We start from the raw sequence: 13707 nt of genomic DNA on the forward strand, positions 1-13707 counted from the left end.
GTCGATGCGCAGGTGATCTATGCAGGCACGTTCTATCGAAGGTGTGGCGCAGGCCAGACCTAACAAAAATTTTCTGCGGTTGCTGTTGTTGCCGTTGGTAATTCTGGCGGGCATGGGCCTGTCCTTGGAGGCTGGCCTGCTCGGGCCATTGGGCGCGCAGGTCGGGCATTTGTGGGCGACCTTGAGCATCTTCGGCGTCGGCACCGCGATTCTCCTTCTACTGCTGCTGTTCAGCGGCCCGCAGAAGGGCCCGGCGTTCACCGAACTGCCGCGCTGGCAGTTGATTGGCGGACTTTTGGGGCCGATGTACGTGGTGGTGTTGACGCTGGCCACGCCCCATATCGGTATCGCGATGACCATGATTGCGATTTTGTCGGGGCAGGTGGGCAAGAGTGTGTTGATCGACCACTTCGGCTGGTTCGGCACGGCGCGCAAGCGCGTCAATGGCGAGCGCTGGATTGCATTGGCGTTGATTGTGGCGGCGCTGGTTCTGATTGCACGAGGGTAAGACGATGAATCTGATGATGTTACTGGTGGTGGTGATTGCAGCGGGGGCGGTGTTGAGTGTGCAGGCCGCCATCAACGGGCGTCTGGGCCAGGCGGTAGGCGTATTGCGCAGCAGCCTGCTGACCTTTGCCGTCGGCGCGCTCACCACGGCGTTGTTGATATTCTTCTTCGAGCCGGCCCACGCCGTCAGCCTGCTGGATGTGCCGAAATGGCAATTGACCGGCGCCTTGTTCGGCGTGGTGTACATGCTGGTGATGGTCGGCGCGGTGCCTGTGGTTGGCACGGCGGTCGCCACGGTGGCGGTGATTGTCGGGCAATTGGGCATGGGCATGCTGATCGACAACTTTGGCTGGCTGGGCAACCCGGCGATCGAATTGTCGGGCAGCCGCATCGTGGCGATGCTGTGCCTGGCGCTGGCACTGGTGTTCATGTACCGCAGCAATACCCGGGCGGCCGACTGACGGCGCTGAACCTTGGCGCTCTGCGTGGAGTCACTGCTTAAGGTGTGGCGTTCGCTGCACCGGGACGACCATGAAGAAGGAGTCTGACCATGCCAGATAAAACCTGTGCTTGCCCACATTGCAAATGCGTACTGGGTGCCGATGCGATCATGAAGGACGGTAAGGGTTATTGCTGCCAAGGCTGTGCCGAGCACCATGCCCACGGTGAGCCCTGCGCCGCCGCGACCGGCTGTGAGTGCGCCAAGTCGGCCCGCACCTGACGTGATCTACCTGCAGGCTCGGACAACCCGGGCCTGCCGGGTGAGTAAAAACAGTTCGCTTGTCGGCGGCCAGTCTTTACCATGGTCGCCTTTCCCTTGATTGACATATACCCGCCATGGCCCTGGCTGCGCCCCCCGACCTCAGCGATCAAGCCGTCCCAGTGCAGCCCCTGGCACGCACGTACCCGCGTGGGTTGTATGTGGAACCCCATCGCCATGATTGGGGCCAGTTGCTCTATGCGATGAGCGGCGTGATGTGGGTCGAGACGCCCCGTGAAGCCCTGATAGTTGCGCCGCAGCGCGCCGTGTGGTTGCCGCCGGGAGTCGAACACGGCATCCGTGTTGTCTCCGACTTGCAGATGCGCAACATCTACCTGCGCCCGGCGTTGGCGGCGACGCTGGACAGTCAGGTGCAGGTGATTGAGGTGGGCCGGTTATTGCGTGAATTGATCGTGACGTTAGTGGAGCAGGTCGATCACGCCGATGCCGGCTACTACGAGGCGCTCGTTGGCCTGGCCCTGTTGGAGCTGCAACGGGCACGCCGCTCGCAAATCCGTATCGTCATGCCGGTGGCGACTGATCGTCGGCTAAGCAGTGTATGCCGGGCGGTCATGGCTGCGCCGTCCCTGGACATCCCTTTCGAGCAGCACGCCGAAACTGTCGGTGCCAGCGTGCGCACCCTGGCGCGGTTGTTCCAGAACCACCTGGGCATGGGCTTCGCGCAGTGGCGGCGCCAAGTGCAGTTGGCGACGGCGGCGGCGGAACTGATCCAGGGCCGGTCGGTGAGCGGCATTGCTCGTGCCCTGGGGTATTCGCCCAGCAGTTTCAGCGACATGTTCCGCCGTGAATTGGGTGTATCGCCTTCGCAGTACACGGGTTGGCCGAAATCCTGAAGCACTTGGCCGATGCCGAAGCCAGTCGCACCTTAAGCTGAGCCCATCAATCAACCGGGCGTAGTCACCATGAACTATCTGATTTCCTTGGCCATCGGCCTGTTTGTCGGCGTGATCTACGGCGCGCTGGGCTTCCGTTCGCCCGCACCGCCGGCCATTGCTCTGGTGGGGCTGATGGGCATGCTGCTCGGCGAACAGTTGTGGCCCATGGGGCGGCAGTTGGTCAGCGGTTGGTTGTCCTGAGCCTTTTCTTCTTCGACGGATGCCTTTAATGAAAGCACTACAATTTAGCGCCAGTGGCGACCTCGCCGACCTGCGCCTGGTCGATGTTGCCATGCCCGTACCGTCTGCCGATGAAGTGCTGGTCCAGGTCAAAGCCGCCGGTCTGAACCCCAGCGATGTGAAAAACGTACTCGGCCGGTTTCCCTACACCACGCTGCCGCGCATTCCCGGGCGCGATTTTGCCGGGGTGGTGGTCGAAGGTCCGCCAGCCTTGCTCGGTCAGGAAGTCTGGGGCACCGGTCGCGACCTGGGCTTTTTTGCTGACGGCTCCCATGCCCAATACCTTCGGGTATTGGCCACAGGCGTGGCGCCCAAGCCCGGTCACTTGAGCTTCACCCAGGCCGCGGGCCTTGGCGTGCCGTATACCACGGCCTGGGATGCGCTGGAACGCAGTGGTGTGGGCAAGGGCACGCGGTTGCTGGTGATCGGCGCCAATGGTGCCGTTGGCAGCGCGGCGTTGGCACTGGCGAAGCTTCGTGGTGCGCAGGTGCTGGCAGCGGTGCGTCGCCCTGATCAGGTGGATGTCTTACAGGCGCAAGGCGTGGAGGCGATTGCCCTGGGCCAACCGCAGGAACTGGGCGTACAAGTGCACGCCGTGTTCAAGGGCGGCGCCGAGGTGATCTTCGATACCAGCGGTTTCTGGCTGCCCGCAGCAGTGGCGGGGTTGGCGCCTTTCGGCCGTATCGCAATCATTGCCGCACCGGTTGACGGCCACGTGCAACTGCCGGCTCTGGCGCTGTATCGCAAGGGGGGGACGGTGGTAGGCGTCAATTCGTTGCTCTATAGCTGTGAGCAATGTGCGGTGATGTTAGGGGCGTTCGGGCGGTTCTTTGATGAGGGGTTGTTGCCGTTGCCCACCGGCCTGCGCGAAGTGGCGTTGGCTGATGGAGTTGAGTGTTATGAGCAAGTGAACAGCGGCAGCCCGGACAAATTCATCCTGCTGCCGTGACATCGTCGCAAATGTGGGAGGGGGTAAGCCCCTCCCACTTCAGATCTTTACTCGACCTCGGGTACGCCTTTTTCCCACGCCGACCACTGATTCACAATCGCCTGTACCAGCGGATTGCCCGTGCGGTACAGGTTTTCCAGTGCCGGTACAAAGCCGCCCTGGTCCGCATACTTGAGCAAGTTGTCGACCTCGCTGTAACCCGGATAAGGCCGGTCAAAATCGGAGCCTGCGCGCACCACGGCCAGGCGCTGGATATCCACCAGGCCCTCACGGCTGGCGCGCAGCAGGGCTTCATAAGTGGAGTTGTCCTCCTGCTGGGTGGTGCAGTATTCGCCTTTATTGTCGGTGAGCAACTTGGTCCAGACTTCGGCGCGTTCGCTCAGGCGGGTGCCGGAAAACCAGGTATTGCCCGCCAGCGTGTCGCAGCGCGTGACTTGCGGCGGCTGGTTGGCCGGGGCGTCGGGATAGTGCTTGCGCCAGGCGGCGGATTCTTTGCTTTCGGTCAGCTCCACCTTGTGCGACAAGGCAAACGCCTTGGCTTGCAGCTTTGGGTTGAGCTCGAATACTTCGGTCTTGTAGTCCAGCGGTGGCTTTTCGTTGGGCCCCTTGGTGTTGATGCCGATATAACCGGTCGGCCAGTCCTTGGGCGCATCCCGTGAATCCAGCTCCCACTGGGTGCCGAACTCCACCAGGTAATGGGCCCAGGCGGCGGTGCCGATGGTGCCGTGCTTGGGGCTGATACCGGCGATACCGGCGATCAGGAAATAGCTCTGGCGCAGGTCGAATTTGGGCGACAAGGCCAGGGCCAGGGTCGACGCAGCGGCGTTGGTCTGGCCCATGCCGGTTACCAGCAGGCATACGTCCTGGGTGTTGCAGCGAATCACCGGGTACTCGGCAGACAGCCCTGGCACGCGTACTTCCTGCTTGAGTTCCAGGCGGTCGATCCAGGTTTGCGCCTCGGGGGCGAACATGGTGATCAACATCACCTTGGGCTTGATCGGTGCGGGGTTATCCGCCAGCACTACGTGGGGCAGCAGGGCGAGGCCGACGGCCAGCGAGATACGAGTCAGTGCGTTCATGTACAGCTCCTTGATCAGAATTGGTAACCCACGCCGGCGTAGTAACCCCAGCCATCAGAGCGGGCGCGGAAGTTGCCTTCGCCGAAATTCAACTCGCTGCCGTCTTCCCAGTTGCCACCGTTGTGAAAGTAGCGACCCACCAGGGTAAAGCGCAGGTGGGTGAACGCGTACAGCAACACGTTGGTAGCCACCAGGGAATTGGCGGTGCGCGCCGGGTTGTCCTTGTGCAGGTCCGAGCCGAAGTCGTAGTTGGTAAAGCCGATATAGGTCAGCGAAGCACCGTTGTCGAACTTGCCGATGGGCACGATGTACTTCATCTGCGCGCGGTAGCCATCCCAGGAATATTCATTGCTGGCGCCGTAGTTTTCCCACTGGTAGCGGCCATAAAAGTTGGCCGACAGGTTGACCCGCGAGTGGGTGTCGATATCGGTGCCCAGGCCGCTGTACAGGGTATTGGCGCGGTTTTCCTTATGGCTGCCGTGATCGTAGATCCAGTCAAAGGCCACATACCACTCCTTGAACGGGCCGATCGCCAGGCTGCGCCCTGCGAGGTAGTCGATGGAGATCCGCGGTTCATGCTCCATGAATACCGGCGAGCCATGGTCCCATACACCTTTGTCATTACTGTTACCGATGGTGAGGATCTTCGGCACGTCGATATAGCCGTACAGCTCAAAGGGCCCCTTGCGCCCGAAGTACTCGTACTCCAGGTAGACGTCATCCTGGGGCTTGGGGCCGAAGCTGATGTCTTTGCTGCCGATCAGCGTCAGGTCCTGGTTGAACCACTCCGACAGGTAAACGCCTTTTTTCGCCGGTGGGCTGGCCTCAGGGCTAAGGGTTTCGCCCTGGGCTGAATCATCGACGGGCTTTTGCTGCGCCAAAATGGGGCCACTGAGTACTCCCGTAACGGCGGCCAGTAGCAGGGAAACACCAAGGCAAGCACGAGGCTTAGAGGTGGGATGCATTGAAAGTCCTTATTCGTACGCGGTTTAACCCGATTCGTCGGGTAGGGCTGAACTTGGCTGCCAAGTTCGTTCCGCAAACGTTTGCACAGGCTGTACCAACTTGTGCCAATGGCTTGAACTGTTTGGAAAAAATGCGAATTAGCCGACGCTTTGGTCAGAAAACCAGCGGGTTACATGTCATCCTGTGCACACCCACTGGAGCACCCATATGTTCGATCACTATCTGCGCGCCTGGAGCTTGAGTGCCGATGGCGAGCCTATCGTTACGCCTGGCAGTCACCTTTTGCCGGTGCGCTGGCAAGGCATGGCGGCGATGTTGAAAATTGCCCATACCTCGGAAGAAAAGCTTGGCGGTCGTTTGTTGAGTTGGTGGGCAGGCGACGGCGCGGCGCAGGTGTTTGCCCATGACCACACCGCAGTATTGATGGAGCGCGCCACTGGGCCAGGTTCCTTGATGCGCATGGCCCTCAATGGCCAGGACGACGAAGCCAGCCAGATCGCCTGCGCTACCGTGGCCCGACTGCATGCGCCCCGCGCATCGCCGCCCGAGGGTTTGCTTGGGCTGGATGAATGGTTCAATGCCTTGTGGAACGCCGCCGAGCGCGAAGGTGGCGTGCTACGCGATTGCGCGGCGATGGCCCGTACCTTGTTGGCGGCGCAACAGGATAGGGTGGTGCTGCACGGAGATATCCATCACAACAATATTCTCGACTTCGGCCCTCGGGGCTGGCTGGCGATTGATCCAAAACGGGTGGTGGGTGAGCGCGGCTACGATTACGTCAACCTGATCTGCAATCCGGATTTGCCTACTGCTAGCGACCCGCAGCGTTTCAGCCGCCAGGTCGAGGTGATTACGCAGGCGGCGGGGCTGTCGCGCACGCGTCTGCTGCAATGGGTGGTGGCTCACGCTGGGCTGTCCGCCGCCTGGTTTCTGGAAGATCAGGAACGCGAACGCGCCGAGGCTGAGTTGCGGGTGGCTTGCCTGGCGCAACAGGCACTGGGTCAATAGGTGAGCTTGGCGCGTGGTGGTTGATTGGCGATGGAGTTGAATAAATGCAATGCAGTCTGCCGCCGGTATTCGCTCGGCGTCTGATGCATTTCGATGCGAAAATGGCGGTTGAAATTGGACAGGTTGGCGTAGCCCACTTCAAAGCAGATATCCGCCACCGACATCTGGCTTTGCAACAACAACCGGCAGGCACGTTGCACGCGGAACTTGCGCATCAGGTCGATAAAACCGTGGCCGGTGTTGCGCTTGAAAAAACGCGAGAAGCCCGGCTCGCTCATCTCCAATTGCCGCGCAATGTCCGATAGGCGCACGTCGCCGGTCAGTTCGCGCATCAGGTAATCGAAGGCTTTGTTGATGCGATCGGCGCTGCGTGCATCCAGGGTGGGTGCGTAGTACGGGCTGGCCAGGGTCTTGGCCTGTGTGGGCGAGGCGTTCTTCAGGGTGTCGAGCAGCTGCAGGAACAGGGTCAGGCGTTGCAGGCCATGGGCGCTGCCGATGGCCTCCATCAGCCGTGCCGCACTCGTTGCTGCTTCGCCGCTGAATTCAAGGCCGCATCGCGCCCGTTCAAACAACGGTTGTAGATCGCCGAGCTCAGGCAGGGTGGTGCGCAGGGCGAGGAGGGCGGCGCCGTCGAACTGCAGCACCACGTCGCGGCCGCTCAGGTATTCGCCCGGCGCCAGGTCGCCGATCCAGTCGTGGGGCAGGTCAGGGCCGATCAACGCGACATGACCGGCGCCAAACGCACCAATATAGTCGCCCGCCACCAGCTTGCCGCTGCCCTGGCGGATCAGGTGAATCTCGAACTCGGGATGATGGTTCCAGCGCGCCAGTTCATAGGGATAGTCATGTTCGAACCAGCGAAAACCATGCTCCGGTTCGGGCAGGATCACTTCAAGCTCCGCAGGGCGGTGCTCGAACAGGCTGGTGCAGCTGATGGGCATGGTGCTGCCTCTTGTGGTTGTGCAATGGACTCAAAATACGCGCACCGGCAATCAGTGTGCTACCCCGGTTTTGCCTTGCACTGGTACTTTTTTGATCCTGGGCTTGAGGTCAAAAAAGTATCAGCCGCGCAGTCGCCAGTCGTTTGTGAGGGCCAGGCCGAGCTGCTGTAATCGAGGCACGCCCACAAAAACAACAGGTGCAATGTGCCGGCGACCCGAACTCATTTTTACAGGACACCGCGATGAAACGACTCGAAGGTAAAAGCGCGTTGATCACCGGATCGGCGCGGGGTATCGGCCGAGCGTTTGCCCAGGCCTATATTGCTGAAGGCGCTACCGTTGCCATTGCCGACATCAATCTGCAACGCGCCCAGGCCACCGCTGCCGAATTGGGCCCCCAGGCTTATGCCGTGGCGATGGACGTCACCGATCAAGCTTGCATCGACGCCGCCATCGCCGCGGTCGTGGCCCATGCCGGCAAGCTGGATATCCTGATCAACAATGCTGCGCTGTTCGACCTGGCACCTATTGTCGACATTACCCGCGACAGCTTTGAGCGGCTGTTCTCGATCAACGTCGCCGGCACCCTGTTCACGCTACAAGCCGCGGCGCGGCAGATGATCAGCCAGGGCCATGGCGGCAAGATCATCAACATGGCCAGCCAGGCCGGACGGCGGGGTGAGCCGTTGGTAGCCGTCTATTGTGCGACCAAGGCGGCGGTGATCAGCCTGACGCAATCGGCGGGGTTGAACCTGATCAAGCAGGGCATCAACGTCAATGCCATCGCCCCGGGCGTAGTGGACGGCGAGCACTGGGACGCCGTTGATGCGCTGTTTGCCAGGCATGAGGGGCTGGCACCTGGCGAGAAGAAAAAGCGGGTAGGGGATGAGGTACCGTTCGGGCGCATGGGCACGGCGCAAGATCTGACCGGAATGGCGATCTTCCTGGCGTCGAAGGAAGCCGATTATGTGGTGGCCCAGACCTACAACGTGGATGGCGGCAACTGGATGAACTGAAGCCTCGCACCGTTAAAAACATGGGAGGGTCGGTGCGACGATTCGACTTGTACCCATGGCGGTGTTGCCAGCCATCTATAAAGTGACTGACACTCCGTCACCTGGGGCCTGCCACCGGAGAATCACCATGACCCTTGCGAAAACCGCCATCGCCTCATTCGACGTCGACGCGCAGAAAAGCTTCACGCCTTTGTGCCCCAACGAATTGCCGGTGGTCGGAGGCGACCGCATTGGCGCCGAACTCAACTACATGGCCAGCCTCGCCGGTCATCGCATCGGCAGCAAGGACGCCCACACCCCGCACGCCCCTTGGGTGGTCGCGCAGCACAGCCAGATGTTGCAGCCCACTGGCCTTGCCCACGCCGATGTCACCTGGGTCAGCCACTGCGTGCCGGGTACCGAAGGCTTCACGTTGCTCGACGAACTGCCAGCGCCTTATGACTATGACTACTTCATCTGGAAGGGCGTCGAACCCGACCTGCACCCTTATGGCGCCTGCTACCACGACCTGCACGACAAACTGTCCACCGGCGTCATCGAGTACCTCAAGGCCCGAGGGGTGGTGCGTGTGATCGTCGGCGGCCTGGCTTTGGACTACTGCGTCAAGACCACTGCGTTGCAGTTGCTCCAGGCCGGATTGCAAGTGGTCTTGCACCTGCCGGCGTGCCGCAGCATCAGCGAGGAGGGGGGTGTACAGGCGGTCAATGAGTTGCTCAAGGCGGGTGCTGTCATCAGTAGCACCCGTGATGAGCTGGCCGCGATTGCGCAGCGCTCAAGCCTCAACGCTCAATCGAGCGACTCCACCGCGCATTCCATTCCGGCCTCGCCTGGTTAACCTGGTCCCAATCAATTGAAATCGCCGTCTGCAAGTAACCCTGCATGGCTTCCACCTGTGCCCGAGTCTTTTCGGTGGTGGGCGTCGTCGGGTTCGACGGAATCTGGTCGCCGTCCTCCAGCGCCGGCGCCTGGGCCTCAGCGGTCAGCAAGAACGCCGCGAGTTTCTGCGCCAGTTCCGGCTGGTCATTGCGGGCGATCACGCACTCGGCCACGTTGAGAACCACCGCGCCTTCCTTGGGCTGCGCATATTCCATGGGTATGCCCAACAGCTTCTGCGTGGCGACCTGGGTCGGCGTCAGGGGGAAGAGTGCGGCTTCGTCGGTTTGCACCATCTCGGAGATTTTCGCGGAGCTGGCGATGTATTCCAGTACGTTGGGGCCGACGCTGGTAGGCCAGGCTTTGAAGCCCGGTTCTACATTGGTTTCATCGCCACCCTGGATGCGGTTGAACATCAGGAAACCGTGCAGGCCAAAGGTGGAGGAGGCCAGGGACTGGAACACCACTTTGTCCTTGAAACGCGGGTCGGCCAGGTCCATCCACGAGGTGGGCGCGGACCAGCCCTTGTCCTTGAACATCTTGGCGTTGTAACCCAGGCCGGTGACGCCCAGTGTTACGGCCACGGCTTCGTCCTTGATTCTGGCCTTGGCCGGGATCTGCTCCAGGGTCGGGCTTGGCGTGAGCTTGTCGCACAGACCCATGGAGATCGCGCGGTACATGATGCCGTCGTCGAGGAACATGACGTGCATCTGCGGGTTGGCCTTGTTGGCCTGGACCTTGGCAAGGATGTCCGAGGAGGTGCCGGGTACGATCACCACCTTGACGTTGTTGGCTTTCTCGAAGGCGGGCAGCACCTTGTCGGCGTACACCCGTTCCATGGTACCGCCGTTCATGCCCAGGTACAGCGTGGGGGCGGCATGGGCGGTGCCGGTGAGCAAGGCGAGGGACAAGCAGGATAAAGCGATGCGTGAGTACATGGATGTTTTTCCTCTCAGGCTTGGAAACGACGGATGGAAAACGCTTCGATGGGCTGGCGGCTGGCCCCTGCGCAGACAATCTCTGCCAGGGCTTCGCCGACTGCGGGGCCGAGCTGGAACCCGGCCCCGGCGAAGCCGAAACCGTGGAGCAGGCCAGGTTGGGTGCTGCTGGGGCCGATCACCGGTTCGTGATCGGGCAAGTAACCTTCGGTGCCGCTCCAGGTCCGTATCGCCTGGGCACCCTTGAGAAATGGATAGAGTTCGCTGGCATTGCGCAGAATTTCCAGCAGCGCGGCCTGACCTGGCCTGGCTTGCTGTGGGCCGAGGGCAAAGCCGCGACCGCCGCCGAGGATGCAGTTGCCCCTGGCGACTTGCCGCGCATAGACCCCTCCGCCCTCGACACCCGTACTGACAGTCATCACCACCGGCAGTGGTTCGGTGACCAGCATCGCCGGGTGCGCCGAGGTAAGCGGTACTGGCTCGTCAAACTGTGCAGCGACACTGCCGGCCCAGGCACCGGCGCAGTTGAGCAGCCAGGGGGCTTGCAGATGCAAGCCATTGGCACAGTGCACCTGGAACTGTTGGCTGTTGTGCTCGATGCGGATCACTTCGGCTTGCTCGTACACCTCGGCGCCGTGGCGTAGGGCGGCACGGGCGAAGGCCGGGGCCACTAGTCGCGGGTTGGCATGTCCGTCTTCCGGGCACAAGGAGGCACCCACTGCCACGTCGCCCACCCAGGGGAAACGCCCGCGCAACTCAGTGCGATCCAACAGCTGCAAGCCCAGGTCGAAGCCACGGGTTTTTTCGGCATACGCATGCAGCGCAGCAAAATCTGCCGGGCTGCGCGCCAGCTTCAAATGCCCGCAGCGCACGTACTCGCCACTAATGCCAATCAAGCCTGGCAAGTCGGCCCACAGTTGATGGGCGCGCTGGGACAACGGTAACTGATGCAAGGGCCGGCCCTGGCGGCGCACGCCGCCATAATTGACGCCGCTGGAGTGCGAGCCACAAAAATCCCGTTCCACCAGCGCCACCCGCTGGCCTTTTCGCGCGAGTGTCAAAGCTGCCGAAGCGCCGACAATCCCGCCGCCCAGGACGATGACGTCGATCATGGTTGCCCCTCCACGCCAAACGGCAGCGGCTTGATCGGCGCTTGGCCCCGCAGGCGTCCGACTTGTTCGATGCCACGCCCGCTGCGCTGGGCGACAATTTCCGCCGTCGCCAACCCGCACATCCGTCCCTGACAGCGGCCCATGCCAATGCGGCAATGGGCTTTGACCCGATTTATTTCCCAGTGACCCTCATCCACTACTGCCCGCACTTCACCGACGCTGACCTCTTCGCAGCGGCACAGAATCAGTTCGTCGGGGGCTTGCACAGCCCATTGTTCGGGGAAAGGGAACGCGGTTTCCAGGCCCTGACGAAAGCCCTGGATCCTCGCCAACTGCTTCTGCAGCGTATCCTGGCGGTGCTGATCGACCGTAATGCCGGCATCCTCCAGCAGCGCCAACGCCGCACATTCGCCAGCCATCTGCGCCGCATCCGCGCCCATGATCCCTGCGCCATCGCCAGCCAGATACACCGCCTCGACGCTGCTGCGCCCAGCGCAGTCCCGCTGCGGCAACCAGGCGCGGTTGAGATTATTCCAGGCAAAGTCACAGCCGAGTAAATCCGCTAGCTGCGTTTCGCTGCGCAGGGCATGCGCGAAGGCCACCGCATCGCATTCCAGTGTCTGTTCGCCCCAGCGAATGCCGTGGACCCGTTGCTCTCCATCGATCTGCGACAGCGTTGCGCCCTGATGCACGGCAATCCCATGGGCCGCCAGCCAAGCACGGTAATACAAACCCTTTGCCAGGGTCGCCGGTTGCCTGAGCAACGCCGGTAATGCGCGACATTGGGCACTGAACGGCGCACTGTCGAGCACGGCCAACACCTTGGCGCCCGCCTGGGCATATTGATAAGCGACGAGATAGAGCAGTGGCCCGGAACCACAAAACACTACGCGTTCGCCAATTGCGCAGCCCTGGTACTTCAAGGCGATTTGCGCCGCGCCCAGGCTGTAGACGCCCGGCAAGGTCCAGCCCGGCACCGGCAGGATACGGTCGGTGGCGCCGGTGGCGACAATGATGCGCGAATACTCAACGCTGTCGATGCGACCACTGGTGAGCAGGTCGAGACGGTTGTCCTCGGCGTTCCATACCAGGGTTTGCGGCCGGTAGTCGATCAACGGCGCAAGCTCGTCCATGATGCGATGCACGGTCTGCGCCTTGCTCGCTTCAAAGCCGTAGAGTTGTTTGGCCGAGCGCTGGAAGTTTGCCGGTTGGCGCCGATATATCTGCCCGCCGCCGCGCAGGTTCTCATCGATCAAGCAGGGTTTTATGCCGTGATCGAGCAGCGTACGTGCGGCAGCGATGCCCGCTGGGCCTGCGCCTACAATTGCCACGGGCTTCATGGCTGCCGTCCTGGATCGCGGCTGATCGCGTGACCTTCTTCGAGCAACGTCGAGCAGGCCCGTACGCGTCGCCCATCGGCAAGCCGTACCCAACAATCCTGGCACGCCCCCATCAGGCAAAAACCGGCGCGGCGTTCGGCGCTGAAATCGCTGCCGCGCAGATGGTCGGCGCAGGTCAGCATGGCAGTCAGCAAGGTATCGCCGAGCAGCCCGGTGGCCGGCTGCCCATCAAGGGTGAACGCCAGGGCTGGGCGCTGGGTTTCGGTCAGTCGCTTGAACAGCGCCATCAGTGTTTCCCCACCAGTACACGGTCCAGGCCGTAGACCCGATCGAGCAGAATCATGGTCGCTGCGGTGAGTGCAATCACCAGCGCCGATACCGCCGCCATCATTGGATCGATGGACTCAGTGGCATACACGTACATGCGCACCGGCAGGGTTTGTGTGGCCGGTGAACTGACGAAGATCGACAGGGTCACCTCATCGAAACTGTTGATGAACGCCAGCAACCAACCACCGGCCACCCCAGGCAAAATCATCGGCAAGGTGATTTGCCGGAACAACGTAAAGCGCCCGGCTCCGAGGGATTCGGCGGCCTGCTCGGCACTGCGATCAATCCCGATCGCTGCCGCCAGCACCAGGCGCAGTACATAGGGAGTGATGATCACCACGTGTGCCAGCATCAGCCAGGTAAAGCTGCCATTAACGCCCATCAACGCAAACAGGCGCAGCATCGCCACGCCCAGCACCAGGTGCGGGATGATGATTGGCGACAGAAACAGTGCACTGAAAAAGTTGCGCCCGGGGAACGTATAGCGACTGATCGCCAAGGCCGCCGGTACCGCGATCAAGGTCGCCAGGGACGCGGCGGTAAACGCCAGGATCAGGCTGTTATAGAAGGCCTGGATGAAGTCGGCGCGCTCGAATACGGCGCGAAACCAGCGCAGGGAAAAGCCCGATGTGGGCAGGCTCAAGGTGTTTTCCGGGGTGAACGCCACCAGGCACACCACCACCAGCGGCGCCATCATGAACAGCACCACCAAACCATGGAAACCGAGGGCCAAAGGACCGTTTCTGGACATG

The 13707-nt window shown here is 61.8% G+C and carries 17 protein-coding genes; 9 read left to right on the forward strand and 8 right to left on the reverse strand.

Features of this window, described 5'->3' with window-relative positions:
• The first annotated feature begins 19 nt into the window (after positions 1 to 19).
• The 6 genes from PSEBG33_RS15360 (at position 20) to PSEBG33_RS15345 (ending at position 3352) form a co-directional block, all read left to right on the forward strand.
• Positions 20 to 508, forward strand: a complete 489-nt coding sequence (locus tag PSEBG33_RS15360) for a DMT family transporter (RefSeq protein ID WP_005787593.1) — start codon at positions 20 to 22, stop codon at positions 506 to 508.
• A gap of 4 nt (positions 509 to 512) precedes the next feature.
• On the forward strand, positions 513 to 968 hold the full coding sequence (locus PSEBG33_RS15355; RefSeq protein ID WP_005787594.1) for a DMT family transporter: 456 nt from the start codon (positions 513 to 515) through the stop codon (positions 966 to 968).
• An 89-nt stretch (positions 969 to 1057) separates the two neighbouring features.
• Positions 1058 to 1228, forward strand: coding sequence for a metallothionein (locus PSEBG33_RS27340; protein ID WP_032803483.1), 171 nt, complete (start codon positions 1058 to 1060; stop codon positions 1226 to 1228).
• Positions 1229 to 1344: 116 nt separating this feature from the next.
• Positions 1345 to 2121: an AraC family transcriptional regulator gene (locus PSEBG33_RS15350; protein ID WP_005787596.1), complete on the forward strand. Its 777-nt coding sequence runs from the start codon at positions 1345 to 1347 to the stop codon at positions 2119 to 2121.
• A gap of 69 nt (positions 2122 to 2190) precedes the next feature.
• On the forward strand, positions 2191 to 2364 hold the full coding sequence (locus tag PSEBG33_RS28715; protein ID WP_005787598.1) for a DUF1427 family protein: 174 nt from the start codon (positions 2191 to 2193) through the stop codon (positions 2362 to 2364).
• A 28-nt stretch (positions 2365 to 2392) separates the two neighbouring features.
• Positions 2393 to 3352 carry a quinone oxidoreductase family protein gene (locus PSEBG33_RS15345; RefSeq protein ID WP_005787600.1) on the forward strand — a complete coding sequence of 320 codons (960 nt, stop codon included), beginning with the start codon at positions 2393 to 2395 and terminating at the stop codon, positions 3350 to 3352.
• Between the two features lie 47 nt (positions 3353 to 3399).
• Here PSEBG33_RS15345 and PSEBG33_RS15340 read toward each other — a convergent pair whose 3' ends face one another.
• Positions 3400 to 4431, reverse strand: a complete 1032-nt coding sequence (locus PSEBG33_RS15340) for a purine-nucleoside phosphorylase (RefSeq protein ID WP_005787602.1) — start codon at positions 4429 to 4431, stop codon at positions 3400 to 3402.
• A 14-nt stretch (positions 4432 to 4445) separates the two neighbouring features.
• Positions 4446 to 5396, reverse strand: coding sequence for a nucleoside-specific channel-forming protein Tsx (locus PSEBG33_RS15335; protein WP_005787604.1), 951 nt, complete (start codon positions 5394 to 5396; stop codon positions 4446 to 4448).
• Between the two features lie 208 nt (positions 5397 to 5604).
• On the opposite strand from PSEBG33_RS15335, the gene PSEBG33_RS15330 reads away from it, so the two are divergent.
• Positions 5605 to 6405 (forward strand): aminoglycoside phosphotransferase family protein, encoded by an 801-nt coding sequence (locus PSEBG33_RS15330; RefSeq protein WP_005787606.1) that lies wholly within the window; start codon positions 5605 to 5607, stop codon positions 6403 to 6405.
• On the opposite strand, the gene PSEBG33_RS15325 is transcribed toward PSEBG33_RS15330, so the two are convergent.
• Complete coding sequence (locus PSEBG33_RS15325) at positions 6399 to 7346, reverse strand: helix-turn-helix domain-containing protein (RefSeq protein ID WP_005787607.1); 948 nt, start codon at positions 7344 to 7346, stop codon at positions 6399 to 6401. The genes PSEBG33_RS15330 and PSEBG33_RS15325 overlap by 7 nt on opposite strands.
• A 242-nt stretch (positions 7347 to 7588) precedes the next feature.
• Between PSEBG33_RS15325 and PSEBG33_RS15320 the strand changes: the two genes are divergently transcribed.
• Complete coding sequence (locus PSEBG33_RS15320; protein WP_005787609.1) at positions 7589 to 8362, forward strand: L-iditol 2-dehydrogenase; 774 nt, start codon at positions 7589 to 7591, stop codon at positions 8360 to 8362.
• A gap of 127 nt (positions 8363 to 8489) precedes the next feature.
• Positions 8490 to 9197, forward strand: coding sequence for an isochorismatase family protein (locus PSEBG33_RS27345; RefSeq protein ID WP_232289421.1), 708 nt, complete (start codon positions 8490 to 8492; stop codon positions 9195 to 9197).
• Here the strand turns inward: PSEBG33_RS27345 and PSEBG33_RS15315 are convergent.
• From PSEBG33_RS15315 to PSEBG33_RS15295, 5 genes are read right to left on the reverse strand one after another with little or no spacing between them, the layout of a single operon-like run.
• Positions 9142 to 10173 (reverse strand): ABC transporter substrate-binding protein, encoded by a 1032-nt coding sequence (locus PSEBG33_RS15315; RefSeq protein WP_005787612.1) that lies wholly within the window; start codon positions 10171 to 10173, stop codon positions 9142 to 9144. The two genes, PSEBG33_RS27345 and PSEBG33_RS15315, sit on opposite strands and share 56 nt — an antisense overlap.
• A 14-nt stretch (positions 10174 to 10187) precedes the next feature.
• Positions 10188 to 11285, reverse strand: coding sequence for an NAD(P)/FAD-dependent oxidoreductase (locus PSEBG33_RS15310; protein ID WP_005787614.1), 1098 nt, complete (start codon positions 11283 to 11285; stop codon positions 10188 to 10190).
• Positions 11282 to 12625, reverse strand: coding sequence for an NAD(P)/FAD-dependent oxidoreductase (locus PSEBG33_RS15305; protein WP_005787616.1), 1344 nt, complete (start codon positions 12623 to 12625; stop codon positions 11282 to 11284). The genes PSEBG33_RS15310 and PSEBG33_RS15305 overlap by 4 nt, the downstream gene beginning before the upstream one ends.
• Positions 12622 to 12912 (reverse strand): (2Fe-2S)-binding protein, encoded by a 291-nt coding sequence (locus PSEBG33_RS15300; protein WP_005787618.1) that lies wholly within the window; start codon positions 12910 to 12912, stop codon positions 12622 to 12624. Before PSEBG33_RS15300 ends, PSEBG33_RS15305 begins: the two co-directional genes overlap by 4 nt.
• The gene (locus tag PSEBG33_RS15295) at positions 12912 to 13706 is read right to left on the reverse strand and encodes an ABC transporter permease (protein WP_005787620.1); all 795 of its coding nucleotides are present in this window, start codon (positions 13704 to 13706) and stop codon (positions 12912 to 12914) included. Before PSEBG33_RS15295 ends, PSEBG33_RS15300 begins: the two co-directional genes overlap by 1 nt.
• Position 13707: the final 1 nt, after the last annotated feature.

The organism is Pseudomonas synxantha BG33R (assembly GCF_000263715.2).
GTDB classification, from domain to species: domain Bacteria; phylum Pseudomonadota; class Gammaproteobacteria; order Pseudomonadales; family Pseudomonadaceae; genus Aquipseudomonas; species Aquipseudomonas synxantha_A.

Coding starts and splice junctions, on each gene's coding strand:
- PSEBG33_RS15310 (WP_005787614.1), bottom strand. CDS start 11,285: ATGATCGACGTCATCGTCCTGGGCGGCGGGATTGTCGGCGCTTCGGCA.
- PSEBG33_RS15300 (WP_005787618.1), bottom strand. CDS start 12,912: ATGGCGCTGTTCAAGCGACTGACCGAAACCCAGCGCCCAGCCCTGGCG.
- PSEBG33_RS15325 (WP_005787607.1), bottom strand. CDS start 7,346: ATGCCCATCAGCTGCACCAGCCTGTTCGAGCACCGCCCTGCGGAGCTT.
- PSEBG33_RS27340 (WP_032803483.1), top strand. CDS start 1,058: ATGCCAGATAAAACCTGTGCTTGCCCACATTGCAAATGCGTACTGGGT.
- PSEBG33_RS15355 (WP_005787594.1), top strand. CDS start 513: ATGAATCTGATGATGTTACTGGTGGTGGTGATTGCAGCGGGGGCGGTG.
- PSEBG33_RS15360 (WP_005787593.1), top strand. CDS start 20: ATGCAGGCACGTTCTATCGAAGGTGTGGCGCAGGCCAGACCTAACAAA.
- PSEBG33_RS27345 (WP_232289421.1), top strand. CDS start 8,490: ATGACCCTTGCGAAAACCGCCATCGCCTCATTCGACGTCGACGCGCAG.
- PSEBG33_RS15305 (WP_005787616.1), bottom strand. CDS start 12,625: ATGAAGCCCGTGGCAATTGTAGGCGCAGGCCCAGCGGGCATCGCTGCC.
- PSEBG33_RS15345 (WP_005787600.1), top strand. CDS start 2,393: ATGAAAGCACTACAATTTAGCGCCAGTGGCGACCTCGCCGACCTGCGC.
- PSEBG33_RS15295 (WP_005787620.1), bottom strand. CDS start 13,706: ATGTCCAGAAACGGTCCTTTGGCCCTCGGTTTCCATGGTTTGGTGGTG.
- PSEBG33_RS15340 (WP_005787602.1), bottom strand. CDS start 4,431: ATGAACGCACTGACTCGTATCTCGCTGGCCGTCGGCCTCGCCCTGCTG.
- PSEBG33_RS15315 (WP_005787612.1), bottom strand. CDS start 10,173: ATGTACTCACGCATCGCTTTATCCTGCTTGTCCCTCGCCTTGCTCACC.
- PSEBG33_RS15350 (WP_005787596.1), top strand. CDS start 1,345: ATGGCCCTGGCTGCGCCCCCCGACCTCAGCGATCAAGCCGTCCCAGTG.
- PSEBG33_RS28715 (WP_005787598.1), top strand. CDS start 2,191: ATGAACTATCTGATTTCCTTGGCCATCGGCCTGTTTGTCGGCGTGATC.
- PSEBG33_RS15320 (WP_005787609.1), top strand. CDS start 7,589: ATGAAACGACTCGAAGGTAAAAGCGCGTTGATCACCGGATCGGCGCGG.
- PSEBG33_RS15335 (WP_005787604.1), bottom strand. CDS start 5,396: ATGCATCCCACCTCTAAGCCTCGTGCTTGCCTTGGTGTTTCCCTGCTA.
- PSEBG33_RS15330 (WP_005787606.1), top strand. CDS start 5,605: ATGTTCGATCACTATCTGCGCGCCTGGAGCTTGAGTGCCGATGGCGAG.